General features: G+C 71.2%; 24 protein-coding genes. 8 read left to right on the top strand and 16 right to left on the bottom strand.

Going from position 1 to position 24,890, the window contains the following annotated elements; all coding sequences use genetic code 11:
* Positions 1–108: 108 nt before the first annotated feature.
* The 3 genes from H565_RS0111155 to H565_RS0111145 form a co-directional block, all read right to left on the bottom strand.
* Positions 109–897: an ABC transporter permease gene (locus H565_RS0111155; RefSeq protein ID WP_027461107.1), complete on the bottom strand. Its 789-nt coding sequence runs from the start codon at positions 895–897 to the stop codon at positions 109–111.
* A 118-nt stretch (positions 898–1,015) separates the two neighbouring features.
* Complete coding sequence (locus H565_RS0111150; RefSeq protein WP_027461106.1) at positions 1,016–1,819, bottom strand: ABC transporter permease; 804 nt, start codon at positions 1,817–1,819, stop codon at positions 1,016–1,018.
* On the bottom strand, positions 1,812–2,819 hold the full coding sequence (locus H565_RS0111145; RefSeq protein ID WP_027461105.1) for an ABC transporter ATP-binding protein: 1,008 nt from the start codon (positions 2,817–2,819) through the stop codon (positions 1,812–1,814). Before H565_RS0111145 ends, H565_RS0111150 begins: the two co-directional genes overlap by 8 nt.
* A 140-nt stretch (positions 2,820–2,959) precedes the next feature.
* On the opposite strand from H565_RS0111145, the gene H565_RS0111140 reads away from it, so the two are divergent.
* Positions 2,960–3,445 carry a CAP domain-containing protein gene (locus H565_RS0111140; protein ID WP_034409362.1) on the top strand — a complete coding sequence of 162 codons (486 nt, stop codon included), beginning with the start codon at positions 2,960–2,962 and terminating at the stop codon, positions 3,443–3,445.
* Between the two features lie 4 nt (positions 3,446–3,449).
* On the opposite strand, the gene H565_RS0111135 is transcribed toward H565_RS0111140, so the two are convergent.
* The 3 genes from H565_RS0111135 to H565_RS0111125 form a co-directional block, all read right to left on the bottom strand.
* Positions 3,450–4,217 (bottom strand): 3-hydroxybutyrate dehydrogenase, encoded by a 768-nt coding sequence (locus H565_RS0111135; protein ID WP_027461103.1) that lies wholly within the window; start codon positions 4,215–4,217, stop codon positions 3,450–3,452.
* A gap of 169 nt (positions 4,218–4,386) precedes the next feature.
* The gene (locus tag H565_RS0111130; protein WP_027461102.1) at positions 4,387–7,383 is read right to left on the bottom strand and encodes an AfsR/SARP family transcriptional regulator; all 2,997 of its coding nucleotides are present in this window, start codon (positions 7,381–7,383) and stop codon (positions 4,387–4,389) included.
* 501 nt (positions 7,384–7,884) lie between these two features.
* Positions 7,885–9,960 (bottom strand): M3 family metallopeptidase, encoded by a 2,076-nt coding sequence (locus H565_RS0111125; RefSeq protein ID WP_027461101.1) that lies wholly within the window; start codon positions 9,958–9,960, stop codon positions 7,885–7,887.
* Positions 9,961–10,046: 86 nt separating this feature from the next.
* Here H565_RS0111125 and H565_RS0111120 point away from each other — a divergent pair, with 86 nt between their 5' ends.
* Positions 10,047–11,009, top strand: a complete 963-nt coding sequence (locus tag H565_RS0111120; protein WP_051363564.1) for a GNAT family N-acetyltransferase — start codon at positions 10,047–10,049, stop codon at positions 11,007–11,009.
* A 71-nt stretch (positions 11,010–11,080) separates the two neighbouring features.
* On the opposite strand, the gene queA is transcribed toward H565_RS0111120, so the two are convergent.
* Both queA and H565_RS0111110 read right to left on the bottom strand, forming a co-directional pair.
* Positions 11,081–12,154, bottom strand: coding sequence for a tRNA preQ1(34) S-adenosylmethionine ribosyltransferase-isomerase QueA (queA, locus tag H565_RS0111115; RefSeq protein ID WP_027461099.1), 1,074 nt, complete (start codon positions 12,152–12,154; stop codon positions 11,081–11,083).
* A gap of 1 nt (position 12,155) precedes the next feature.
* Positions 12,156–12,713: a LabA-like NYN domain-containing protein gene (locus H565_RS0111110; protein WP_027461098.1), complete on the bottom strand. Its 558-nt coding sequence runs from the start codon at positions 12,711–12,713 to the stop codon at positions 12,156–12,158.
* A 161-nt stretch (positions 12,714–12,874) separates the two neighbouring features.
* Here H565_RS0111110 and H565_RS0111105 point away from each other — a divergent pair, with 161 nt between their 5' ends.
* The 3 genes from H565_RS0111105 (at position 12,875) to H565_RS0111095 (ending at position 16,465) form a co-directional block, all read left to right on the top strand.
* Positions 12,875–14,143 (top strand): aspartate aminotransferase type Ic, encoded by a 1,269-nt coding sequence (locus H565_RS0111105; RefSeq protein WP_027461097.1) that lies wholly within the window; start codon positions 12,875–12,877, stop codon positions 14,141–14,143.
* A gap of 52 nt (positions 14,144–14,195) precedes the next feature.
* Positions 14,196–14,675, top strand: a complete 480-nt coding sequence (locus tag H565_RS0111100; RefSeq protein ID WP_027461096.1) for a MarR family winged helix-turn-helix transcriptional regulator — start codon at positions 14,196–14,198, stop codon at positions 14,673–14,675.
* Positions 14,676–14,749: 74 nt separating this feature from the next.
* Positions 14,750–16,465, top strand: coding sequence for a VOC family protein (locus H565_RS0111095; protein WP_051363563.1), 1,716 nt, complete (start codon positions 14,750–14,752; stop codon positions 16,463–16,465).
* Here H565_RS0111095 and H565_RS0111090 read toward each other — a convergent pair.
* The 5 genes from H565_RS0111090 to H565_RS0111070 all read right to left on the bottom strand — a co-directional run bounded on the left by H565_RS0111090 (position 16,462) and on the right by H565_RS0111070 (position 19,220).
* On the bottom strand, positions 16,462–17,154 hold the full coding sequence (locus H565_RS0111090) for a DUF2259 domain-containing protein (RefSeq protein WP_027461094.1): 693 nt from the start codon (positions 17,152–17,154) through the stop codon (positions 16,462–16,464). The genes H565_RS0111095 and H565_RS0111090 overlap by 4 nt on opposite strands.
* Positions 17,155–17,161: 7 nt before the next feature.
* Positions 17,162–17,668 (bottom strand): hypothetical protein, encoded by a 507-nt coding sequence (locus H565_RS0111085; protein ID WP_027461093.1) that lies wholly within the window; start codon positions 17,666–17,668, stop codon positions 17,162–17,164.
* A gap of 49 nt (positions 17,669–17,717) precedes the next feature.
* Positions 17,718–17,885 carry a hypothetical protein gene (locus H565_RS16635; RefSeq protein WP_169726676.1) on the bottom strand — a complete coding sequence of 56 codons (168 nt, stop codon included), beginning with the start codon at positions 17,883–17,885 and terminating at the stop codon, positions 17,718–17,720.
* A 148-nt stretch (positions 17,886–18,033) separates the two neighbouring features.
* A complete protein-coding gene (locus H565_RS15175) occupies positions 18,034–18,681 on the bottom strand; it encodes a ComF family protein (RefSeq protein ID WP_034409294.1) in 648 nt (215 codons plus the stop codon).
* A complete protein-coding gene (locus tag H565_RS0111070; RefSeq protein WP_342663805.1) occupies positions 18,678–19,220 on the bottom strand; it encodes a hypothetical protein in 543 nt (180 codons plus the stop codon). Before H565_RS0111070 ends, H565_RS15175 begins: the two co-directional genes overlap by 4 nt.
* Before the next feature lie 142 nt (positions 19,221–19,362).
* On the opposite strand from H565_RS0111070, the gene H565_RS0111065 reads away from it, so the two are divergent.
* The gene (locus H565_RS0111065) at positions 19,363–19,776 is read left to right on the top strand and encodes a hypothetical protein (RefSeq protein ID WP_245576212.1); all 414 of its coding nucleotides are present in this window, start codon (positions 19,363–19,365) and stop codon (positions 19,774–19,776) included.
* A gap of 20 nt (positions 19,777–19,796) precedes the next feature.
* Here H565_RS0111065 and H565_RS0111060 read toward each other — a convergent pair whose 3' ends face one another.
* Complete coding sequence (locus H565_RS0111060) at positions 19,797–20,201, bottom strand: hypothetical protein (RefSeq protein ID WP_027461090.1); 405 nt, start codon at positions 20,199–20,201, stop codon at positions 19,797–19,799.
* Between the two features lie 75 nt (positions 20,202–20,276).
* Here H565_RS0111060 and hisZ point away from each other — a divergent pair, with 75 nt between their 5' ends.
* Both hisZ and hisG read left to right on the top strand, forming a co-directional pair.
* Complete coding sequence (gene hisZ / locus H565_RS0111055; RefSeq protein WP_051363578.1) at positions 20,277–21,419, top strand: ATP phosphoribosyltransferase regulatory subunit; 1,143 nt, start codon at positions 20,277–20,279, stop codon at positions 21,417–21,419.
* Positions 21,416–22,096: an ATP phosphoribosyltransferase gene (gene hisG / locus H565_RS0111050; RefSeq protein ID WP_027461088.1), complete on the top strand. Its 681-nt coding sequence runs from the start codon at positions 21,416–21,418 to the stop codon at positions 22,094–22,096. The genes hisZ and hisG overlap by 4 nt, the downstream gene beginning before the upstream one ends.
* 124 nt (positions 22,097–22,220) lie before the next feature.
* Here hisG and H565_RS0111045 read toward each other — a convergent pair whose 3' ends face one another.
* Together H565_RS0111045 and aspS are read right to left on the bottom strand one after the other, a co-directional pair.
* A complete protein-coding gene (locus H565_RS0111045) occupies positions 22,221–23,477 on the bottom strand; it encodes a MalY/PatB family protein (protein WP_027461087.1) in 1,257 nt (418 codons plus the stop codon).
* Between the two features lie 43 nt (positions 23,478–23,520).
* Positions 23,521–24,819 (bottom strand): aspartate--tRNA(Asn) ligase, encoded by a 1,299-nt coding sequence (aspS, locus tag H565_RS0111040; RefSeq protein WP_034409289.1) that lies wholly within the window; start codon positions 24,817–24,819, stop codon positions 23,521–23,523.
* Positions 24,820–24,890: the final 71 nt, after the last annotated feature.

The raw sequence follows: 24,890 nt of genomic DNA, 5'->3' as shown, positions 1-24,890 counted from the left end.
CGATTCCAGAACAGCCGGACAGGACACCGTCTGTTCTTCCATCTCCGCGAGGCGCTGTCTTTTGTTTCTCGCTCCGCTCGGGTTCGGCTTCGCCTCACCGCAAGTTCCTCAGCTGCTCGCACTCGTGTAGCTCGCCACGGCTTTCAGCCAAAAGAGGCGCGTGAGCACGAAGGCGGCGGCGGCCACCAGCGGCGAGGCCAGCGCCAGCGCGGGCGTCAGCGTGCCCGTCAGCGCCTGCGCGGGCACGGTCGTGATCAAGGCGACAGGGACCACGAAGGTCAGCAGTGCCCGAATGGGCACCGGAAAGGCCGTGACCGGAAAGCGGGCCGCCCCGAACACCCCGTTAAACAGCTCGGAGGCGTTCTGCGTCTTCACGAACCAAAAGGCCGTTGTCGAGAGCGCCAGCCAGATGCAGTACACGATGACCACCGCCGAGAGGTAAAGCACCGCCGCCCCCGCGAAGCCGCCCAGGGTCACCGTCAGATGCGAGGCGGCGTAGGCAATCAACCCCAGCCCAATCAAGAGGTCTCCCGCCCGCAGCACATTGAGGTGCCGGGTGCTCACTCCGAACTGCGCGTCCAGCGGCTTGAGCAGGGTGAAATCCATGCTGCCGGTGCGGACCGCTTCGGCAATCTTGCTCATGTTGGGCTGGATAAAGACGCTGATGACGCCCTCGGTGAGCATGAAAAAGCCCGTCACCAGCAGCGCCTGATGAAAGGTCCACCCGCCCACCGTGTCCGTCCCCGGCTGCCCAAACAGCACCCCAATGCCGAGGAGGGCCACCCCCACCTCCCCCAGGCTGGCGAGGACCGCTCCCAGGAAGTTGGCCCGGTATTCGAGCTGCGCCGAGAGGGTGGCTCCGGTAAAGAGGCGCAGGAGGCGGAGGTAGCGGGTCACTTGCCCCTCCGCTGCGCGGCTCTGCGAGTCTGGCGCGGGAAGTGGGCAGTGGGGAGTGGGGAGTGGAGAACAAGAGGCAGCCGAGCCACTAACCACGGACCACTCACCACTTCCCACCTCACGCCCCCACCGCCCCGTACTTGCGCAGCCCCAGCCGCCACACGGCCAGCCGCACGAACCAGAACACGACCAGCCACGTGCCCAGCACGATGGCCCCGCGCCCCGCGTCGGCCAGGGACGCCTTGCCCGCCAGCAGTTGCGCCGGGAGGCCCAGCATATAAGGAAAGGGAGTCCACACGGCGATGTTCTGCACCCACCCCGGATAGAAGGCGAGCGGCGCAAACATGCCGCCCAGCGCGGCGTACAGCAGCCACACCACCTCCTGAAAGCTGGTGCTCGATTCAGTCCAAAAGGCGAGCAGCCCCAAGCAGTACTCCCACAGGAAGCGGGCGCTGAAGCCCAACGCTGCCAGCCCCAGCGCCGCGACGTAATGGAGGGGGTCGGTGCTGAAGCTCGCCCCCGACAGCCACGCAAAGAGCAGCATTAGCCCCAGCAGCGCCGGAAAGCGCACCACCCGCTCGGCGACGTGCGCGGCGTAGTGCTCCCACAGGGGGTCGAGGGGACGCAGCAGCTTGGGCGAGAGGGTGCCCTGCCGCACCTGCACGTCGAGTTCCCAGGCCACCCAGACCACCATCAGTTGTCCGGTCAGCCACACGCCCAGAAAGTAGGAAGCGAACTCAGCGGGCGCATACCCACCCACGCGCCCGTCTGGGGCCGCCGCCGCCTGCGCCATCCACACCAGCATCATCACGAGCGAGAGGGTCCCCGACAGCATCCAGATGACGACCTCGGCGCGGTATTCCACCATCTCGGCAAAGCGGGTGGACAAGAGGATACGGAGCTTGCGCCACAGGCTACCCACGCACAGCCTCCTTCCCCCCGAACAGCTCGGCCATCACCGCTTCGATGGGCGGGTCTTCCACCGTCAGGTCAGCCACGTCGAGGTCGGCCAGCAGGCGGGCGGCGCGGGAGCTGACTTCCGCGCGGGGAACAGTGAGTTCGGCGCTCAGGCCGTCCACCTTCACGCCTTCGCCGTAGGCGGCGAGGGCGGCGGCGGTGACCGGGCGGCGCAGTTGCAGCCGCACTGTCTTGCCCCCGCCCGCCCGCTCGACCAACCGGGCGAGGTCGCCGTCAAAGACGAGCTGGCCCCGGTCGATGACGAGGATGCGCCGGGCGAGTGCCGTCACGTCGGCCATGTAGTGACTCGTCAGGATGACGGTGGCCCCGTAGCGCTCGTTGTAGTCGCGGATAAAGGCCCGCACCGATTCCTGCATGTTCACGTCCAGGCCGATGGTGGGTTCGTCCAAAAAGAGGACCTGAGGCCGGTGCAGCAGCGCGGCGGCGAGTTCGCACTTCATCCGCTCGCCCAGGGAGAGCTTGCGAACCTGTTTTTTGAGGATGCCTGAAAGCCCCAGCACCTCGGTGAACTCGTGCATGGTGGCGCGGTACTGTGGGTCGGGAATCTCGTAGATGGCCTGATTGACGAGAAAGGAATCGAGAGCTGGGAGGTCCCAGATAAGCTGCTGCTTTTGCCCCATCACCAGCGTGATGCGGCGCAGGAACTCGCTCTGGCGGCGTCTCGGCTCGAATCCGGCCACACGCACTTCCCCCCCGCTGGGATGCAGCAGCCCCGACAGCATCTTGAGGGTGGTCGTCTTGCCCGCCCCGTTCGGCCCCAGAAAGCCCACCACCTCGCCCGGCGCGAGGTCAAAGGACACGCCGCGCACGGCCTCCACCTCGCGGGACTGGCGGCGCACGAAGGCGCGGAGGCTGCCCAGAAAGCCCGGCTCCTTCTCGTGGATGGTATAGCTCTTGCGCAGGTCACGGACGTGTACGGCGGCGTCCGGGGGGAGTGTGGTCATAGGTGACCTCAGGGTACGCGCTGGCCCGGCCCGCGAGCATGCGGCAAAGCACCTAGCCGCCCCTACCATCCCCGCCCCCGCCCCGTCTGCCCCCCACTTCACTTCTCGTATCGCCGCCGCCCTCTATGCTGCCGCCCATCATGCTTCGTGGCTGGCTCACGGTGGCGGCGGGTCTACTCGCGGCGCTGGCTTCCTTTCCAGCAGCAGCACAGTCGCCCGCCGAAGCGCAGGTTCTCGCCGGGCTGAATGCGGCGCGGGCGCAGGGGGTGACCTGTCCGGCGAGCGGGCGGCGGCCCACTGCGGCTGCGCTGACGGTCAGCGCGGCCCACGCCCTTGCCGCAAGGAACCAAGCGGCGCATATGAGCAGCCGGGCCGGGGTCACGCATGTGGGCGCGGGGGGCACCACGCCGCGCGTCCGGGCGGCCAGCGTCGGCGTACGGGCGGTCAGCGTAACCGAAATCATCTACATGGGGACGAACCCGCAAGGGGCGCTGAGCTGGTGGCTCGCCTCGCCGCTGCACTGCGCGATTCTGACCGACCCCCGCTACACCCACGCGGGGGCAGCGGTCGTTCAGGGGGCGCGGGGCACGGCCTATGTGGTCGTGCTCAGCAGCGAGCCGCAGTAGCGGCTTACCGCGCCGTCCAGCCCAGGTCGAGGTCGAGGACCGCCCCCGTCATCCCCCACGCGGCGGGGCTGACGACGTAGCTCGCGAGGGCGGCCACGTCCTCCGGCTCCAGCAGCCGCTTGATGGCGGCGGGTTCCAGCATCACCTTCTGCTCGACCTCTGCGGGGCTGAGGCCACGGGTCCGGGCCTGGTCCGCAATCTGGCCCTCGACCAGCGGCGTGCGGACGTAGCCGGGGCAAATGGCGTTCACGGTGAGGCCCACCTCGCCCGCCTCCAGCGCCGCCGTGCGCGTGAACCCAATCAGGCCGTGCTTGGCGCTGATGTAGGCACTCTTGAAGGGGCTGGCGACGTGCCCATGAATCGAGGCCACGTTCACGATGCGCCCCTGCCCGGAACGCGTGAGGTACCCCCAGGCGTACTTGCTGAGCAAGAAGGGCGCGGTCAGCATCACGTGGAGCATGGTGTCCCAGGTGTCTTCGGGAAAGTCGGGGATGGGGTCGATGTGCTGAAAGCCCGCGTTGTTGACCAGCACGTCCAGCCCACCGAGCGCCGAGACCGTCTCGTCCACCGCGCGGCGGCAGTCGGCCCGGCGCGAGAGGTCGGCCCCGATAAAGGTCAGGTCATGTTCCCGCGCCACCTCGCGGGCCGGCGGGCGGTCGAGGTCGAGGACCGCCACGCGCAAGCCATCCGACTGAAGCCGCCGGGCGATGGCGAAGCCGATGCCGCTGGTGCCGCCCGTAACGAGGGCGGCGCGGGAGTCTTGAGGGGTCATGGGGGAAGTGTAGGGGGAGGGCGTCACGGGGGCGTTGCAGGGGAGCTATCAGCCGTCAGCAGTCAGCTTTCAGCTATCAGCTCTGCGAGGCTGTCGGCCAAACCTCTTTCCAAACACACGCTCAGAGCTGACCGCTAAAAGCTGAAAGCTGATGGCTGATAGCTCTCCTCTACCGGCTTCCCGTCAGCGCTCGGTACAGGGCCGCCGTCTCCGGCAGGGGCGTCAGGCCCAGCTCGGCCAGGGCCGCCGCCAGGGCCGCGTAGGTGCGGGCGATGGCGGCGGGGTGGGCGCGGGCGTGCCAGGCCCGCATCAGCGCACGGGCGGCGGGTTCAAAGGCCGGGTCGAGGGCCAGCGCCCGCTCCGCGAGCCGGGCGGCGAGGTCGGGGTGGGCGGCCCGCAGCGCGGCTTCGGCCTCCTCGCCCAGGGCCTCCGGCAAGCGGGCGGCGTAGCATTCGGCTTCGGCCTGCACCGGGTCGAGGTCGCAGGGGGCGAGTTCGCCGGGCAGGGCGAGGAGCGCCCCCGCACGGCCAGGCGTGCCGGGGGAAGCGTCCAGCCAGGCCTGCGCCTCGTGCAGGTCGACCGTCAGGTCAGGACTGGAAAGAAGCCGCAGCCAGTCGCCGCGCTCCAGGAAGGTGCCGCTCGTCACGCCCTCTTCGAGCACCTGCCCCAGCGCGTGCAGGGTCACCCGGAAGTTGCGCTCGCCCACCTGCGGGTCCGCGTCGGGAAAGAGGGCTTCTTGCGCGGCCTCGCGGGGCAGGCCACCGGGCGACACCGCCAGCAGCGCGAGCAGGTCGCGGGCGCGGGCGCGGCCCCACTCGCGGGCGGGGTGGCGGTCGCGGGTGACCGCCACCCGCCCCAGCACGTGCACCCGCACGTCCACGCCGGGCAGCGCGTCCGGACTGGGCAGGTCGGGGTACCCCAGCGCCCGCGCCACGGGGCGCAACTCGTTTTGCCGCTCCGGGGACGCCGCCCCCAGCCGGGCGAGCAGCCGGGCGCGGGCCGCCCGCCCCGGCAACGGGGACACCAGCGAGCGCCGGGTGAGCAGGAAGGGGAACGCGGCGACCGCGTCCGCCGCTGCTGGGGCACCCTCCCCGGTCGCCGCGTAGAGGGCGAGCGCCGCCGCCCCCGACCCGAAGCGGTCGCCGCAAGCGGCAAAGGTCGCGTGGGCTGTCTCCAGGCCGGGCCGCGCTCCTGCCGCGTCGCCGCCCTGCCACCGCCCCAGCGCCGCAACGAGCCGGGTCAGCCCCGCCACGTAGTGGTCGCCTCCCACCGCCGCGAGGGCCGCCGCCTCGTGTGCCGCCGCCTCGGCCACGTTCCCGGCGCGGCCCTCCAGGTACGCGAGGCCCAGGCGGGGTTCGACCTGCAAGCGGGGCACCACGTCCTGCGCGAGGGCGAGCGCCGCCGTATACGCGGCCCGCGCCGCGTCCTCCCCCCCGGCGATGGCCTCGGCGTGCCCCAGCCGGGCCTGCGCGAGCGACTGCACGAAGCGGCTCTCCAAGCGCTCGCCTTCCGCCAGCCCTTCGCGGGCGCGGCGGGCGGCCTCTCCCGGCTCGCCCAGCGCGGCGTGCAGGAAGCTGGCGAGCAGCAGCCCCTCGCGGTGGTTCTGCGCGGCGCGTGCCCCGCCCGCCTCACCCCGCGCGGCCTCCAGCGCCAGCTCCAGCGCCCGCGAGAGGTCGCCGGAGCGCAGGGCATACCGCGCCCCTCGCGCCAGCGCCGGGGCCAGCTCCAGCGCTCGCGCGAGGTCGCCCGCGTTGAGGTGGTTTTCCGCCCGCATCCGGGCCACCCGCGCCCGCGTCTCGTCATCCCCGGCGAGGGCCGCCGCCGTGTCCAGTGCCCCCCAAGCATGCTCAGGCTGCACGGTGTCCAGCGCCACCTGCGCTTCTCCCAGCGCCCGCGCGAGGGGGTCCGCCTGCGCGTAGGCAGCCAGCGCCTCCCCGTAGCGGGAAGAGAGCCGCCGGGCGTCGCCCAGAAGGGCATGCAGGGCGGGCGTCCAGGCTTCCGGCGGCAACCGCGTCAAGCTGCGGGCCACCAGCGTAACCCGCCCCCCCTCCAGCCAGCGCCCGCCGAAGTGGGCGAGCAGCTCCGCTGCCCGCGCCGCATTTCCCGCTTGAAGGTGAGCCGCCAGCGCTCGCCGGGGCCGCCCGGTGCGCTCGAAGTACTCGGCCCCCCGCGCTGCGACCTCCCGCGCCTCGCCGGGCGAGAGCAGCCCGCGCAGGTGTGCCCGGAGTAAGGGATGCGCCCGGTACGTCTCGCCCGTGCGGGTCAGGAAGGTGCCGCCGCGCTCCAGCGCCCCCAGCAGGGTGGCGGCCCCCGGCACGTCCAGCACGGCTTCCAGCAGGTCTGGCGAGAGTTCTTCGAACACGCTGCCCCGCGTGAGCAGCGCCCGCAGCGAGGGGTCCAGCGGCCCCAGCACCTCCTGCGCGAGGTAGGTAAAGAGGGTCGCGAGGGGCGCTTCGCCGCCGTCCAGTTCTGCCAGCGCCGAGAGGGGCACCCGCCCCTGCGCCGCTGCCTGCGCCAGAAAGCGGGCGGCGATGGGCCAGCCTTCGGTGAGGGTGTGCGCCAGCCGCACCTCCTCCGCGCTTGCACCGACCCCCTGCGCGGCGAGCAGCGCTCCGAGTTCCTGCGGGGTAAAGGCGAGGTCGGGGGCGCTGAGGCGGCGCAGTTCGCCCTCCGCCTCCAACCGGGTCAGGGCCGGATGCTCCAGCGGCAGCCGCGAGAGCAGCGCCACCCGCCCCCCCAGCAACTCGCGCAGCACGTCTCCCGCCAGCGGTCCGGCGAGGTGCCCGGCCTCGTCGAGGACCAGCAGCGCCCCCGCCGCGTCCAGCACGTCGGCCACCCGCGCGGCCACCCGGCGGGGCGTCGCCCCCGCGTCCAGCAGCGCCCCCGGCCCCTCGCCGCCCGGCAGCCCCGTCACCGCCACCGCCAGCCCCGCCACGAAGACCTGCGGGTCGGCGTCGTCGACGTCCAGCGTCAGCCACGCCACCCTTCCCAGCTCTGGCAGGTGCGCCGCCAGTGCCGTCGTCTTGCCGTACCCCGCCGGGGCCACCACCGCGAGCACCCGCGCCGAGGTCAGCAGCGAAAGCAGCCGGGGCCGCGCCACCGCCCCGCGCACCTGCGGGGGCCGCGCCCGCCGCGCCGAGGCATGTTCGCGCCAGTCCAGGGTCACGGGGAGATGGTAGGGCATGGGGGGCAGGGCGGAGAGGGGGAGCTTTGGGCGGGAAGCGGTAGCTACCAGGAAGGGCAAGCTGCGCTTGCCACCCCCCTCCCCAACCCTCTGCTGCGCAGCTTTGCAAGTCCCCCACAAGGAGGGAGGGAGTGGCACCGCATGGCCATCGCAAAAGCCGTCTTTTTCCTGTGTCAGCCGATCTCAACGTTCTCGCCTTGCGAGTCCACTTTCCAGGCAGACGAGCTGTTCGGCGCGGCAGCGCCGAGGCCTTCCAATGGGGCGAAGCAGGGCGTGGAGGGGGAAACGGGGACGGGGCAGACAGAGTCAGAACAGGGGGAGACGACCTTTGCCCAGCGCAGCGCTGCTCCCCTGCCCCCTCTGCTTCGCAGCTCTACGAGTCTGGGGGGAGGGGCTGGGGGTGGGGGCCAACCGCAATCAAGAAACACTGCTCCAAAAAATCGGCCCCCACCCGAAGGCAGAGGCCCGAAGCCAAAGCAGCGTTTACGCCTCGACCAACCCACTGCGCCGCAGCAGCGCCTCGGCGTCCGGGTCCCGCCCCATGAAATCGCGGTACAGCTCGGCGGCGTCCTTGCTGTTGCCCTTGCTCAGAATCGTGTCCACGTACGAGCGCCCCGTTTCGCGGTTGAAAATGCCTTCTCGCGCAAAGCGGCTAAAGGCGTCGGCGTCGAGCACTTCGGCCCACTTGTACGAGTAGTACCCCGCCCCGTACCCGACCGGACTGGAGAACAGGTGCCCGAACTGCGCGATGCGGGCGTAATCCTCTGGGAGCGCGTAGGGGTAAAAGCGGGCCATGATGTCGCGGGCAAAGGCAATCGGGTCGGCCCCCGGCGCGTCCGGGTCAAAGGTGACGTGCAGCTCCAGGTCCACCGTGCCAAAGGAGAGCTGGCGCATGGTGGCGTTCGCGGCGCGGTAGTTGCGGGCGGCGACCAGCTTCTCGAACAGGTCGTCAGGCAGGCGCTCGCCCGTCTGATAGTGCCGAGCGAAGAGGTCGAGAGCTTCGCGCTCCAGCACCCAGTTTTCCATGAGTTGCGAGGGCAGCTCCACGAAGTCCCAGGCGACGCGGGTGCCGCTGAGGCTGCGAACTTCCACGTTCGACAGGGCGTGGTGCAGCAGGTGCCCGAACTCGTGGAAGACCGTCTCGACCTCGCGCACCGACAGCAGCGCGGGGCGGTCGCCGGAAGGCGGGGTCATGTTGCCGCACATCAGGCCCAGGTGCGGCTCGAAGCCCCCCTTCTCATCAACACTGTCGCGGGGGCCGCCCGTCAAGAAAGCGTTCATCCAAGCACCCGCCCGCTTGGTATCGCGGGGGAACCAGTCGGTGTAAAAGGAAGCGAGATGGGTGCCTGCCTCATCGTGAATGTCGTAGTAGCGCACCTCCGGGTGCCAGCCGGGGGCCTCGGCTTCGGTCACCGTGATGCCGAAAACGCGGCGGCAAAGTTCAAAAAGGCCCGCGAGCACCTGGTCCATCGCGAAGTAGGGCCGCAGCGCTTCTTCGTCAAAGGCGTACTTGGCTTGCCGCTGCTTTTCGGCCCAGTAGGCCACGTCCCAGGCTTCCAGGGGGGGAGCGTCCCCTCCCGCTTGCTCGCGGTAAAAGGCGTCCAGCTCGGCATTTTCGCGCTCAAAAAAGGGCCGGACGCGGGCTTCGAGGTCGCGTTCAAAGGCCAGCGCCCGCTCGCCGCTCCCCGCCATGCGGTCTTCGAGCACGTAGTCGGCAAAGTCACGGAAGCCCAGCAGCCGGGCCTGCTCCCGGCGCAGCCGCAGAATCTCGCCCACGAGGGGGCGGTTATCGCGCCCCTCCCCGGTGCCCACCGCGTTCTGCGCCAGCCACAGCTCTCGGCGCAACTCGCGGTCGTCGGCGTAGGTCAGGATGGGTTCCAGGGTGGGCAGGTGCAGGGTCAGGCGGTGGCCCTGCTGGCCGTGCTTCTCGGCGTCGAGGCGGGTCGCTTCTTGCACGCGCTCCGGCACCCCGGCCAGCCGCTCGGTCGGCACGTACAGCTCAAAGGCGGCGGTCGCGTCGAGGACATTCTTGGCGAAGTCGTTCGTGACCTGCGCGAGGCGGGTGTTGACCTCCAGCAAGCGGGCCTTTTGCGCCTCCGGCAGGTCGGCCCCCTGGCGGCGGAACTCGTCGAGGGTGAGCTTGAGGTGCCGCGCCCGCACGGGGTCGAGGCTCCGCCCCGCTTCCGTTTCCGCGAAGCCCTTTAGCGCCGCCCACAGCCCCGGATGCAAGCTGAGGCTGGTGTAGAACTCGGTCACCTTGGGCAGGATGGCCCGCTTGGCTTCCTGCCATTCGGGGATGGAGACCACGCTGTCGAGATGGCTCACAATCACGCGCACGGTGTCGAGCTGCTCGGTGAGCCGGTCGAGGTCGTCCATGAAGTCGGCGTAAGCCCGCTCGCCTGCGCGGGCGAGGTGCTCGACCCGCTCCTGCGTCTGCGCGAGCAGGGTGTCCACGGCGCTCTCGGCGTGTTCGGGACGAATCTGGTCGAAGGGAATGCGGAAGCCGATATTCAGCAGCGGATTGTCGCTCTGAACGGGTGCAGGCGGCGCTTGGGTCATGGAGGCGAGTATAGAGAGGCTGACGGGGCGGGCACTGCGCCAAACGGCGGATGTCCGGCCACCCGCGCCCTGTGCTGTTCTGCCCTATGGAACGCGCCGCCACATCCATTCACCTCACCTTCCAGCCTGCCGACGCAGAAGCTTTCGCCGCCGCCGTCAATGCCGCGACCCCCGACGCGCCCGTCTCTGCCGCCGACCTGCACCGCCTCGACGCGGCCCGTGCCCCCGGCGAGCACCACACCCGGCGCCTGGGATGGGCGGACGGGGAGGTCGTGGGCGCTCTGGAGACCGAACTGCCCCGCATGGACAGCTTCGAGGGCTGGCTGCAACTCGTCGTCCACACCCTGCGCCCGGACGACGCGGTGCGGGAGGCGCTGTGGGCTGAGGGACTGGAGACCGTCACAGTGGCCGGAGCGCACACCGCCGTCACCCGCGTGAAGGAAGACACCCCCGACCTCCCCTTCCTGCTCGCGCGGGGCTGGCAGGAGCACGACCGGATGTGGCCCTCCACCCTCGACCTGCGAGCGCTGGACTTCACGGCCTTTGCCGACGAGGAGGCGCGGGTGCGCGAGGCCGGGTTCCGCCTCCTCCCCCTGACCGACCTCGGCCCCTGGGACGAGGCGCAGCAGCGGCGCTACTACGAGCTGACCATTGCGCTGCTGGCGGATGTGCCCAGCACCCGGCGCATTGAACCCTGGCCCTTCGAGGTGTGGCAACGGCGGTTCGGAAACGGCATCGAGCGTGAGGGCCTGTTCGTGGCCGTTGCCCCCAGTGGCGAATGGGTGGGCACCAGCCAACTGGCCCAACCTCTCCCCGCCCGGCCCGGCACCCTGCACAACGGCCTGACCGGAGTCCTCCCCGCGTGGCGCGGGCACGGGCTGGGGCTGGCCCTCAAGCTCGCGGCGGCGCGGGCGGCATTGAGCCGGGGCTACACTCACTCGCGCACGAGCAACCACCCGGTCAACCGCCCCATGCTCGCCATCAACGAGCGGCTGGGCTTCGTGCGGGAGGCGGCGACGGTGACGCTGACGCGGGCTTGTGGCGGGTAGCGCGTGGCATGTAGAAGGGGGAAGCAGGGGCTAAGGCTTCCGCGAAACCTCTACAAGCCACACGCCACAAACTACCAGCCCTTCTCCAGCAGCATCGCGTCTCCCAGCGAATAAAACCTGTACTCCCCCGCGAGCGCCGCGTCATACGCCGCCCGGATGCGCTCCTCTCCGGCAAAGGCGGCGACCAGCAGCAGCAGTGTCGAGCCGGGGAGGTGCAGGTTGGTCACCAGGAGGTCGGGCACCCGCACCCGCGTGCCCGGCGTGATGAAGATGCGGGTGTCGCCCTCGCCAGGGTAGACGGTGCCGTCCTCCCTGGCGCTGCTCTCCAGGGCGCGGACGGTGGTGGTGCCCACCGCGACCACGCGGCGACCCTCGGCTTTGGCCCGGTTGATGGCGTCCGCCGTCGGCTCTGGGATGGTGTAGCGCTCCGCGTGCATGACGTGCTCGGCGACGGGTCCGGTGATGGGCTTGAAGGTGCCCGCCCCGACGTGGAGGGTGAGGGCCACGCGCCCCACCCCCCGCGCTTCCAGCCGCGCGAGCAACTCCGGCGTGAAGTGTAGGCCCGCCGTGGGCGCGGCCACGCTGCCCGGCTCGCGGGCGTAGACGGTCTGGTAGCGCTCGCGCCAGGTCTCGTCCGAGTCGCCCGCTGCGATGTAGGGCGGGAGCGGCAGCCGCCCGATGTCGTCCAGGTGGGGCTTGATGTCGTGCTCAAAGCGCAGCAGCCGCGCCCCGTCCTCCAGCACGCCGACGACCTCGGCGCGGTGCTGTGCTCCCCCCGGCTGGCCCAGCCACAGCTCGTTTCCGGCGCGTTTGGCGGGCTTGAGGTACGCCGACCAGACGTTCGGCCCCAGCTCCGGCAACGCTTCCTCGCGCAGCAGCAACACTTCGATTTGGCCGCCGCCTCCGCCTTCCACGACGGGCTTGCGGGCCATCACGCGGGCCGGAATCACCCGGCTCTCGTTGAAGACGAGGAGGTCGCCGGGCCGCAGGAGGTCCGGGAGTTCGCGGAAGATGTGGTGTTCAATCTGTTCGCCGACCACCATCAGCCGAGAAGCGTCGCGCGGCTCGGCCCCCGTTTGGGCGATGCGCTCCGGCGGCAACTCGAAGTGCAGCCGGGCGAGAACAGCGTCGGGGTCGGGCGGCATCTCAGGCCTCTTCCCCACCCGACCTCGCGCCGTTTTTCGGGCGGGCGGGCATGAGCGCGCCCTCCAGGTCGGGGAGGTGGGTAAAGCGGTCGGCGGCGTCAATCAGCCGCTGGGCGGTGTGCTCGCGAAAGGCGATGACTTCAACCCGCTTGCCCCGCTCCTGCAAGACCTCCACGATGTCGGTGAAGTCGCCGTCGCCGCTGCCGAGCACCACCACGTCGAGATGGTCCATCAGCCGCACCATGTCGGCCACGATGCCCATATCCCAGTTGCCTTCGTAGATGGCCCGGCCATCGGGGGCGACGTGGTGCAGGGTGAGGTTCATGCGGCGCACCTTGTACCCCAGCGCCGAGAGCTTGTAGATAAAGGGCCGCGCGGTCGCCTCTCCCTCGCGCTCCACCGTGTACGAAATCGCGTGAATGAGTTCGCGCCCGGCGACCGCCTCGCGCAGGACCGTTTCAAAGTTGACCGTGCGCTCCAGGAGGTCGCGGGCCGAGTGGTAGAGGTTTTGGGTATCGATAAAGACGCCCACGCGGGGGCGAGTCACGACGTACTGCATTGGAAATCTCCTGTTGGGCAACGCTGAAAAAAGAGATGGGGCCAAGGGGCGAGGCCAGGATAGGACACGCCCGTGCGGGCGAGCCGCCGCAGGATAGGGCATCTTCCCCCCTCCTAAGCAGCCCCCTCCCCTCCCCGGTGCCGGGCGGGTAACGTGGAGCCATGACGAAAGAAGCCACCTCCCCGGCGCTGGGCGCGGCCCGCGAAGCCTACGAGTCCTTCCGGGCGCGGGGCCTGACCCTCAACATGCAGCGTGGCCAGCCGTCGGATGCCGACTTTGACCTCTCCAACGGCTTGCTGAGCGTTTTGGGAGAGGACGACTACCGGATGGACGGCCTCGACCTGCGCAACTACCCCGGCGGCGTCGCGGGGTTGCCCTCGGCGCGGGCGCTGTTTGCGCGGTACCTCGACCTCAAGGCCGAAAACGTCCTGGTGTGGAACAACTCCAGCCTGGAGCTGCAAGGGCTGGTGCTGACCTTTGCGCTGCTGCACGGGGTCCGGGGGTCGCGGGGGGGCTGGATACATGAGCGGCCCAAGATGATCGTGACCGTGCCCGGCTACGACCGCCACTTCCTGCTGCTTGAAAAGCTGGGCTTCGAGCTGCTGCCCGTGCCCATGCAGGCAGACGGCCCCGATGTGGAAGCCGCCGAGCGGCTGGCCGCAGGGGACCCGGCGGTCAAGGGCCTGCTGTTCGTGCCGACCTACTCCAACCCCGGCGGCGAGAGCCTTAGCCCAGAAAAGGCGAGGCGGCTGGTGTCGCTGCGAGCGGCGGCCCCCGACTTCACCCTCTTCGCCGACGACGCCTACCGCGGCCACCACTTCTGTGCCGACCCCGGCGAGCACGACGACCCCGTCAACCTCGTCGCCCTGGCCCGCGACGCCGGGCACCCCGACCGCGCCTTTGTCTTTTCCTCGACCTCCAAAATCACCTTTGCGGGGGCCGGGCTGGGCTTTGTCGGCAGCAGCGAGGACAATGTGCGCTGGCTGTCCGAATACCTGGGTGCCCAAAGCATCGGCCCCAACAAGGTCGAGCAAGCGCGGCACGTCAAGTTCCTGGAGGGCTATCCCGGCGGGCTAGAGGGGCTGCTGCGCGACCACGCCCGCCTCATTGCGCCCAAGTTCCGCGCCGTCGACGAGGTGCTGCGGGCCGAACTCGGAGAGGACAGCGAGTACGCGACCTGGCGCTTGCCGCGGGGGGGGTACTTCATCAGCCTGGATACCGCCGAACCCGTCGCGGCGCGGGTGGTCGAGCTGGCGAACGCGGCGGGCCTGAGCCTCACCCCCGCCGGGGCGACCTATCCGGGTGGGGTCGACCCCACCGGGCGCAACCTGCGCCTCGCCCCCACCCGCCCTCCCCTAGAGGAAGTCCGCCTCGCCATGCAGGGACTGGCGGCGTGCATCCGGCTGGCGACCGAGGAAGCGCGGGGCTGACCCTCACTCCGCCCTTGCGCTCTTCCCCGCGCCGGGCCACCATAGCGGGGCAATGCCCACCCGTTATGCCGGAAGCCCTGAAGACCGCGCCGCGCTCAACGCCTACATCAAGCTGTGGCGGGCCGCGCACGCCGTGGAGGGCGCGGCGCACCGGCACCTGGCGGCGCACGGCCTGACGGTCAGCCAGTTCGGCGTCTTGGAGGCCCTCTACCACCTGGGACCGCTGAGCCAGCGCCAGCTCGCGGGGAAGATTCTGCGCTCCAGCGGCAACCTCACCCTCGTCATTGACAACCTGGAGCGCGGCGGCTTGGTGCGGCGCGAGCGCGACCCCCACGACCGCCGGGTCAGCAACGTCTTTTTGACCCCGGCGGGTGAGGCCCTCATCGAGCGGGTGCTGCCGGAACATGTGCGCGCGGTCCGCGAGGTCTTTGCGGCCCTCAGCGCCGACGAACTCGCCCAGCTTGCGGCCCTCTCGCGCAAGCTGGGGCGCTCGCTGACGCACGCTGCCCCCACCGCCCCGGACCCCGCCTGAATCCTGCCCCACCCGGAGGAAGGAGCCTCTCCGGTTCAAATCCAAATGGTTTGACATTGAACTATATTGGGGGCATGACGCTCCCCTCCCCCCTTCCCGGCACCCGCCCGCTGCGGGGCCTGCACCACGTCACGGCGATGGCCCAAGACCCGCAGCGCAACATCGACTTTTACTCGCAAACGCTGGGGCAACAGCTGGTCAAGGTGACGGTCAACTTCGACGACCCCGGCACCCTCCACCTCTACTACGGCGACCGGACCGGGCAGCCGGGCACGGTCATGACCCACTTTCCCTGGCCGGGGGCGAAAAGGGGGGTGCGGGGCAACGGCGAGGTGGTCGCCACCGCTTATCTCGCCCCACACGGCAGCGAAGGGTACTGGGAGGCCCGGTTGCGCGAGCACGGCTTCGCGCCGACCTGGAGTGAGCGCTTCGGGCAGCCGGTCCTGACGGTGGAGGACCCCGACGGCACCTGGGTCGAGCTGGTCTTCGGGGAGGGCGGCGAGGCTCAGCGCTGGCCGGGCAGCCCGGTGCCCGCCGAGCACGAGCTGCGCGGCTTCCACTCGGTGACGGCTTGGGTGCAGGACGCCCAGACGGTGCGCGAACTGCTGGTGGGGCATCTGGGCTTTGCCGAGGAAGGCAGCGAACCCGGCACCGAGGGCACGCGCACCCGCTTCCGGGCAGCGGGCGACGGGGCGGGCCAATCTGCGGGCCAATCTGTAGACGTGGTGGAGCGGCCCGGCCAGCCGCGGGGCCGCTTCGGCACGGGCAGCATTCATCACGTCGCCCTGCGCCTCAGGGACGACGCCGAGCAAGAAGCCTTCCGCCGGAGCCTCAGCGCGGCGGGCTACCGCCCCACGCCCGTGCAAGACCGCCAGTACTTCCGCTCGGTGTACTTCCGCGAGCGGGGAGGCGTGCTGTTCGAACTGGCCACCGACGGACCGGGCTTTACTACCGACGAGGGGATGGAGGAACTGGGGCGGCACCTGCGGTTGCCCGCGCAGTTCGAGGAGCAGCGGGCGAGCATCGAGGCGCAGCTGCCCCGCATCGTGAACCGCGAGTACGGCACGGCGTTGGGGTCATTCCCCATTGCGGGGATTCCAGAGAATCCACCGAGCGAAGCGAGTGGCAATCCCGTATCCCGCGACCTGGGGGCCGCCGCACCCGCCAGCGCCCCGGAAGCGGGGGTGGAGGTGTATACCGCCGGGCGGCCCCCCAGCGAAGCGCGGGTCGCGGCGGTGCTGCTGCACGGGCGGGGCGGCACGGCCCCCGGCATCCTCTCGCTCGCGGATGAACTCGGCCTCAGCGCCTACGCTTACCTCGCGCTGCAAGCGCCGGGGAACTCCTGGTACCCCCGCTCTTTCCTGGCTCCGGTCGAACAAAACCAGCCCTCCCTCGACCGGGCGCTCGCGACAGTGGACGCGGTGCTGACCGAGCTGGAGCGCCGGGGCATTCCGCCGCAGCGGGTGGTGCTGGGCGGCTTCTCGCAGGGGGCCTGCCTCGCGCTGGAGTACGCCAGCCGCACCGGGCGGCCCCTGGGGGGCGTGTTCGCGCTCAGCGGCGGCCTCATTACGCTGGACCGGGGGGGTGACCTCGCGGGCCTCCCCGTCTTCATGGGCGTGGCCCCCGACGACGCTCACATTCCCCTCTCCCGCTTTCAGGAGAGCGCCGCGCACCTGCGCTCGCGCGGGGCGGCGGTCGACGACCGGGTATATCCCGGCCTGGGCCACAGCGTGAACGGGGACGAGCTGAACGCGGTGCGGGCACTGCTGGAGCGGGTCGAGCGCCGCTAGCGCAGCCGCGCCGCGACCGGCACCACCTCCGCATTCGGTCCCTCGAAGCCCGGCGTGTAAGCCCGCACCACAAAGACCGCACGGTTGCCCTGCACGTACACGCGGTCGAGGGCGTAGCGGGCAGCGCACTCGCGCTCTGGCGGCAGCACCCGGTCACTGTGAATGACCTGGTCGCGCACGGTGAGGGTGAATCCGGTGGGGCCTTCGCCGGGCGGGAGCAGGTCGCGCCAGCGGCAGCTCGACGCGAGTGGCTGCACGCGCAGGGCCACGGGCACCGGGACCGTCCACAGCCGCACGGGGCGAATCAGGGTGGTGCCCGCCCCCGTGCCCTCGGCCCAGACCGGGGCCATCACCGGGAAGGTCCGGGCATAGACGGGCTGGGCTGCCCGCGCCGGATTCAGGGCGTGTTGCCGCAGCACGCCCGCTTCCTGCCGCAGCAGCCGCGACACAATCGGGGCAGGGTCGGGGGCTTCGGCCTGGGCTTGGGCGCGGCGCAGCACCGCTCCTGTGGTCGTGCTCAGGACCCACAGCCGGGCGGCCCCGAAGCCGCTGCCGTCCAGGGTCCCGGCCTCCACGACGAGGGCGCGGGTGCCGTCTGGGGAAAAGGCGACCCGCTCCACGTCCAGGCGGTTCCCCGCCTCCGCGTCCCCCAGCAGGGCGAGCGCCAGGCTCAGAAGCAGGCGGCGCACGCGGCCCTCACCGGAAGCGCACGGTGCCCAGCACCCGCTTGAAGAGAGCGTCACTCTTCGCAAAGCGGGCGGCGCTGTCCGTGACCTGGAAGGAGTAGAGGTTCTTCGCGCCGTTGCCGAACCACACCCGCATGCGCAGTTCGCCCTCAGCATGCTTCAGGGCGTAGACGCGCTCTGCGCCACGCACGCCGCCATACGCGCTGTTCTTGCCCCCAATCAGCCGCAGCGTGCCGCCCGTCGCTTTCACGCCCGCCTCGAAGTTGCGAAACTCGGTGCCGAGGTCGGCGTTTTTGCCACCCTTGCCCAGAAAAAGAAAGCGCATCAGGGTCGCGGGGGGCTTTTGGGCCGACACCACGCTGACGCCCTGCGCCCCGTCGGCGGCCTGAAAGCCGTACCAGTCGGCGGGAAGCTGAAGGCTAAAGGGCAGGCGCTTGTCATCGAGAACTTTCAGCGCCTGGCCCGCCGCCGTGACGGGCAGGCTGGCGGCAAGCGAGAGCAGGAGGGTACGCTTCATGCCCCCAGGGTAAGGGGGCCAGGTGAGGACCAATCTCCAGGGGCAAAGCTCAGGAATCCTTTTTATTCGTCTTGCCGCCGCCGCTCTCGCTCCCGTTGCGGCGGCCAGCGCCGTTTTTGTCGTTGGCACTGCCCTTGTTACCACCGGAGTTGCGCTTGCCCTGGCCTTTGCCGTCGTTGGAGTGGCTGCCGTCCTGCGGGTCGGTGTTGCGGGTCATGCCTCTACCGTAGGCGGCGGGGACGGGGAGCAGGTGAGGTGTACCTTGAACTGCCCCTCAGCGGGCCGCCTCCCCCAGACCAACTTGCGATAATGCTGGGGAATCATCCGAGCGGATTTTCCAAGTTGCGCAGCCGAGCAAGCCTCCATCAGACCCCCGCGCCGTGAGCGACCACCGCGACATAGACCCGCCCGGCCCCCGCCGCGGCCAGGGCGTCCCGGCAGGCCCCCAGGGTCGCCCCGGTGGTCAACACGTCATCAACGAGCAGGAGCGCCCCAGCGGGGGACCGCCACCCCGCCTCTGCCTCGAAGGCTCCGGCGACATTGCGCAGGCGCTCAGCTCCGTGCTGCCGGGCCTGCTGCGCGGTGGCGCGGGTGCGGCGCAGGGCGGGCACGCAGGGGACGCCCAGCTCGGCGGCCACCGCCTGCGCGAGCAGCGCGGCCTGGTTAAAGCCCCGCTCACGCTCGCGGGAGGGATGCAGCGGCACCGGGACAACCGCCCGCACCCCCCACTGTGGCGGTACCCCCGCCGCCAGCCGCTCCCCCAACACCGCCGCGAGGTCCCGCGCTCCACCGAACTTCAGCGCCCGCACAGCCCGGCGGGTGACCCCCCGGTACCCCCCCAGCGAGACGAGGTGAGGCACGGGCTGGGGCGAGAGGGGCGAGTGCTGTTCCACACGGGGAGTCAGGCCCCCGCAGCACGCCGAGCACAGCCCGCGCTCGCGGCCCAGTTGCGCGCCGCAGCCGGGACAGGGGCGGGGCAGCAGCGCCCGCAGGAGGTCGCCCAGCGCACTCATCCCGCTCGCCCCGCCTGGGCGAGTTCGTCCACGAACAGGGGCGGCGTGGTCGCCTCCACCCGCGCCCAGACCCCCGCGAGCGCGTCGGGGTCGAGCATGGGGGCAGCCAGGCTCAGGCAACTCAGGTGGTGGGCACACACCAGCCGCACCCCCGCCTCGCCCAGTCGCTCGCGCTCTGCAGAGGTCAGGAGGTCGGCAAAGGCGCGGGGGTCGCTCAGCGCCGGATGGCCGCCCTGCCGCAGCGCCCCGCGCAAAAAGGCCGCCACTTCCGCCGGATTGAGCCAAAAGCCGAACATCAGCTCGTTCGAGAGGGCGTCGAGCCGTCCCATGCCCCCCGGCGGCAGCTCGCCGCGCACCAGCCGCCGGGCAAGGTCCTGGCGCTCGATGCGCCGCGCCGCGTACCCGGCCAGACTGAGCACCTCGCCCGCTGGGGCCAGCCGCCCCCCCACCGCCCGGCGCAGACGATGCGCGAGCACATAGCCCTGATACTCGCGCAGCATCTCCGGCACGCCGCCCTTTGCGTGGTGGGGGAGGGTCACCGCGCCATTGTGCCGCGCCCTTCCCCCACCCGACCGTGAGCCAGGCCGCGAGCCACGCAGACCTGGGGCAGCCGCGCGGCGGGACAAAGGCCACTCGCCCGCCCCCGCCCCGCTCGGTACCCTGGGGGGGTACCCCCGCGCCGTGGCCTCCTGGCCAGCCGCCGCCCGCCGCGTGCCCCCACGTGGCGACGTCTCTTCCCTCCTCCTCCGCTTTTCTCTGGCCTCTTTTTCGGCCCTCTTGCTTTTCTGGAGTGTGATTTCGATGCAGCTTGTCAGGCAGGCCCACCCCTTCGAGTACCGCGACCACCACGGCATTGACCGCTTAGGCCAGGCGGACCTGTGGCGCAGCCGCAGCGGAGAGCGGGCGGTGCTGGTCTTGCGCGGCCTGCCCGCGACCGACCCCGAAGCCCACGGCGAGCGGGCGCTGCGAACGCTCGACACCTCCCTGCTCCCCTACCTGCTGCGGCCTGACGTGCGGCTCAATGTCTTTGTCCTGCACCAGGAAGCGAGCGGGACCCTCAAGGCGCGGGCGCTGGTGCTGCCGCTCAGCGCCTGAGGGCAGGCCCCACGACTTCACTATTCCAGCACGTACCTCACGCCCTCCTCGAAAAGCACCCGCTCGGCCCCGGCGCGGGGCAGGACGGCGGTGCGTCGCCAGGGCATCCAGTCGGTCTGTCCGGACGCCGAGCGCAGGTAGCCGCGCAGGCCGCCTTCCACACTGCGGGCCTCCGCGTGCAGCCAGGCCACCAGGACGGCCCGCAGCGTCTCCGGGTCGCGCAGTGGCCCCGTCAGGCGGGCCGACGGCACCGGAGCGGCGGGCTGGTCGTGGGGAGCGTACAGTTCCACCGTGAAGCCCTCGGCGGCGGCGAGCACGGCAAGGGCCTGCTCACGGGGCAGAGCCTGGGCAAAGGTGACGTGCAGGTCGAGGTCAAAGCCGCGCACACCTTTGTCGGTGCGGCTGGAGGTCGGGGGGCGGGTCATGGGGATAGGGTAGCGGGCCTGCGGGGGCCTGAGCGTCCCGACCTCCAGCCGCCGCCGCTCCCCGCGAATGCTTTAATACCGCCCGTGAGTCTTTCCTCCCGCCTCCCCGGTCCCGCTGTTCCCGAAGGCACCCGCGACGTGCTGCCGCCAGAGTGGGCGCAGCGCGAGCATCTGCGCGGGCGGCTGGCCGCCGAGTTCGCGGCCTGGGGCTACCGGGGGGTGGACGTGCCCGCGTTGGAGTTTGCCGACCCCCGGCATCCGCAAGATGCCCGCGCCTTTAAGCTCATCGACGTGGGCGGCGAGGTGCTGGCCCTGCGGGGCGAGTTCACAACGGCGATAGGCCGGCTGGTGCGCTCGCACTTTGCCGGGGGGCCATTTCCGCTGCGGCTCCAATACGGCGGGCGGCTGTGGCTGCGGGCGCTGACGAGCGAGCTGGGGCGGCTGCGCGAGTTTGCCCAGGTCGGCGTAGAGCTGATTGGCGTGGCGACCCCGCAGGCCGACGCCGAGCTGCTCGCGCTGGGGCAGCGGGCGCTGGAGGTGGTGGGCGTGCCCGCCGTGCTGGAGGTGGGCTATCCCGGATTTGTAGATGCCGTGCTGGAGGACGCGGGCCTCGCGCCCGCCGCCAGAGAAGCGCTGCATGGAGCCATCGACCGCAAGAGCGGCGCGGACGTGGACCTCCTCGCCGCCCGGCACGGGCTGGAGGCCGGGGTCACCCGCACCCTGCATCAGCTCACCGACCTCTACGGCGGGCCAGAGGTGCTCGCGCAGGCGGGCGGCCTCGCGCGGGGCGAGCGGGCGCGGGCGGCGGTGGCGCACCTGGAGGCGGTGGCGGCGCTCGCCGGAGAAGACCTGCTCTTTGACCTCGGCGCGAGCCGCCGCTACGGGTACTACACCGGGCTGACCTTCCGGGCCTACGCGCCGGGGCTGAGTCAGCCGCTGCTGGGCGGGGGGCGCTACGACCTCGGTGGGTTGCCGGGGGCGGGCTTTGCGGTGGGGCTGGAGCGCCTGACCGAGGTGGCGGCGCGGGGCCTTCCCCCCGAACCGGAGGTGGTGCTCGCCCTCGACCGGGCGGGAGCCGAGCACGCCCGCTCGCTGGGGCTGACCGCCGAACTCGCCTGGACGGAGGACCGGGCCGAGCTGCTCGCCTACTGCCGGGCGCGGGGCATTCGCCGCTGGGCGCAGGGCCAGACCCTGCGCGACGGGGAGGGGGCCGCATGACCCCGGCTTCCGCCCGCGGCCCAGAGCACCTCACCCTCGCCCTCCCCAAGGGCCGCATCCTGACTGAGGGGGCGGCGCTCCTCGCACGGGCGGGGTTGCCGCTCGCGCTGCCCGGCCCCTCGCGGGCGCTGCGGCACGAGTTTCCGGGGCTGACGGTGCTGGAGCTGCGCAATCAGGACGTGCCCGTGTACGTCGACCTCGGCGTCGCCGACTTCGGCATCGTCGGCAAGGACGTGCTCGTCGAGTCGGGGCGGGCGGTGTTCGAGCCGGTCGACCTGCGCTTTGCGGCCTGCCGCCTCTCGTACATCCGCGAGGTGGGGGCGAGCGGCCCCGTCTACCAGGTCGCTACCAAGTACCCCCGCTCGGCCCGCGCCTACCTCGCCGCGCAGGGGATTCCCGCCGAGGTCGTCAAGCTGTCGGGCAACATCGAACTCGCCGCGCTGACGGGCCTCGCCGACGCGGTGGTGGACCTCGTGCAGACGGGCGGCACCCTGCGGGCCAACGGGTTAGAGGAACGCGACGTCCTCTTTCACTCCTCGGCCCGGCTGGTCGTCAACCGCGCCGCCCTCAAGCTGCGGCGGGGGCGCTTGCGGCCCCTCATCGAGCGGCTGCGCGAGTTGGTGGCGGAGGGTCAGCAGGAGAACGGACCGTTCGGCCAGGCCGACAGGCGGGATTGAGAACCGCGCGTTCGGGGACGCCGGGGCCGCTTACCCCCTCCCGACCTCCCCCCTCAAGGGGGAGGAGCTGAACAGACCTTGCCCGCCGCGCTCTACCGACAAAGGGCGGCCAGCGGTCCAAACCTCACGGTCCTACGGCTGCCGGGGCCTCCCGCTCCAGCGCCGCCGTCATTCGCTCCAGCGCCCCGAGGAGGAGGGGGCGGCTCGTGGCGAAGTTGACCCGCACGAAGCCCTGATAGCGCTCCGCTTCCCCCTCCGGCGCGAAGAGGGGGCCGCCCTGCACGGCGACCTTGGCCTCCGTGAGCAGGAACTCCTGCATCTCGGCGGCGCGGGGGTGTGCCCGCAGGTCCAGCCAGCCCAGGTAGGTCGCCTCCGGCAGGGAGAACCGCGCCCAGGGCAACCGCGCCTCCACGAAAGCGGCCATCACGTCGCGGTTGCCGCGCAGGTAGGCGACCGTGTCGCGCAGCCACGGCCCCGCCCCCGCCAGCGCCGCCCGCCACGCAGCCACGCTCAGGGTAGAGGGGTGGCCCATCAAGCCGCCCGCCGCCCCGCGCACCCGTTTCACCAGTTCGGGGTCATGGCCCACCATCACGCCGATGCCCAGGCCCGCCGTGTTGTAGGCCTTGGCCGGCCCCGTCAGCGTGACCGTGCGGCCCTGAACGCGGGGGTCGGCGGCAAAGGACTCGAAGGGCACGTCGGAGAGCCGCAGGTCGGCGTGCAGCTCGTCGGACATGACGTGCAGGTCGTGGCGGAGCACGAAGTCGCGCAGCCGCGCCAGCTCTTCTTTGTCCCAGACGCGCCCGCTGGGGTTGTGGGGGTGGCACAGCAGCAGCAGGCGACAGCCGGGGGCGGCGGCCTCCAGCGCGTTCCAGTCGATGTTCCAGCGCCCCCCCGGCCCCTCCGGCTCGCGCAGGGGCGCGGCGGCCACCCGGCGGCCCTGGTTCGTCACCGCCTGGTGAAAGGGGTAGTAAATCGGCGTCATGGTCAGGACCGGTTCGCCCGGCGCACTCAGGGCCGCGACCGCCGCGTAGATGCCGGGCACCACCCCCGGCGTGAAGGAGAAGCCCTCACGCGGCAGCTCCCCCAGGCCATACCCCGCGATCTTGTCCTGGAGGGCGGCGATGAGCCGCTCGTCCCCGAAGAGTTGGCCGTAGCCCAACCCCCGCCCTAGGCGCTCTTGCAAGGCCTCCACGATGGCGGGCGCGACCGGAAAATCCATGTCGGCGACCCACAGCGGCAGCACGTCCTCTGGGTAGTGGGTCCACTTCAGGCTGTCGGGGTGGCGCAGCGCGGCGGGGTCGAGGGAGCTGTAGGCGGAAGCGGCGGGCGGCTGGGGGGCCAGTTCGGGGGTGTCCGCCGGGGAGGGATCCGGGTGGGTCATGAGAGGAGGATACGCTGCTCTCCGGCCCCACCCGCCCAGGCCTTCAGGGCGTCAGTCGGTGGCGGTCGCGCGGAAACGCCCGCGCAAAGCGCACGTTGCCCAGCCCCAGCAGCCGGGCGGTGAGGCGCTCGGCCCCAATGGCAAAGCCGCCGTGGGGGGGCATCCCGTACTTGAAGACCTCGGCGTAGCCCGCGAGCGCCTCCGGGTTGAGGCGGTAGGCGGCGATGGACTCCATCAGCATGGGGTACTCGTGGATGCGCTGCCCGCCCGACGTGATTTCGATGCCGCGGAAGAGCAGGTCAAAGCCCCGCGTGAGGCCCCCCTCCTCCGGGTAGGCGTAAAAGGGCCGGGCCGCGCGGGGGTACTTCGTCACGAAGACGAACTCACTCCCCTCGACGTCGGCGTAGTGCTGCGAGAGGAGTCGCTCGGCCTCCGGGTCGAGGTCCTTGCCGCCCACCGGGTGGCCGTACCGCTCCTCGACGAGCCGCCGGGCGTCCAGGAGGGGGATGCGCGGGATGCGGGCGGGCACCTGCGGCAGCGTGGCCCCCAGCAGGGCGAGTTCGGGGGCCGCGTGCTCGCGCAGCCGCTCCATGATGGCCGCGAGCAGGCGGGTTTCGACGTCCATCACGTCCTCCTCGGACTCGATAAAGCCGAGTTCGACGTCCAGCGAGAGGTACTCGTTGAGGTGGCGGGAGGTCGCGTGCTCCTCGGCGCGGTAGACGGGCGCGACCTCAAAGACGCGCTCGAAGACGCCGACCAAAATCTGCTTGTAGAGCTGCGGACTCTGCGCGAGGTAGGCCGGGTGCCCGAAGTAGTCGAGGGGAAAGAGGTTCGCGCCCCCCTCCGCCCCCGCCGAGACGATTTTGGGCGTGCTGATTTCGGTAAAGCCCTCGGCCCTCAGGTGCTCGCGGAAAGCGGCGACGAGTTCGGCCTGCACCTTCAGGACCGCCCGCTCGCGCAGGCCGCGCACGGTCACGACCCGGTAGTCGAGCAGCGTTTCGGGGTTCACGTGCCATTCGAGCTTGGGAATCTCGACCGGGGGCGGCTCGGCGGCGGGGGTGAGCACCCGGAAGGATTCGACCTGCACCTCAAAGCCGCCGGGGGCCTTGGGGTGAGCGGCCACGCGGCCCACCACCTCGATGCTGCTTTCGGGGAGGGGCAGCTCCAGCCCGCTCCCCACGCACTGCACGGTTCCGGCGCGGTCGCGCAGCACCAAAAACTGCACGCCCCCCAGGTCGCGGCGGGCGTGCAGGAAGCCTTGCAACCGGACGGTCTCTCCGGCGTGGGCAGGCAGGGCCGAGGTCAGGGTGCGGGGCAGAGCTGAGACGGGGACTGGGGTCATGGGGGGCCTCCTGGCTGTGGGCTGGCTCGGCGAAAGGGGAAAAGGGGGAAAGGGAAAGCCCCCGACTCCGG

Origin of the sequence: Deinococcus murrayi DSM 11303, assembly GCF_000482805.1 — a bacterium.
Classification (GTDB): domain Bacteria; phylum Deinococcota; class Deinococci; order Deinococcales; family Deinococcaceae; genus Deinococcus; species Deinococcus murrayi.
This window is presented reverse-complemented; position numbering and strand designations above follow the sequence as displayed.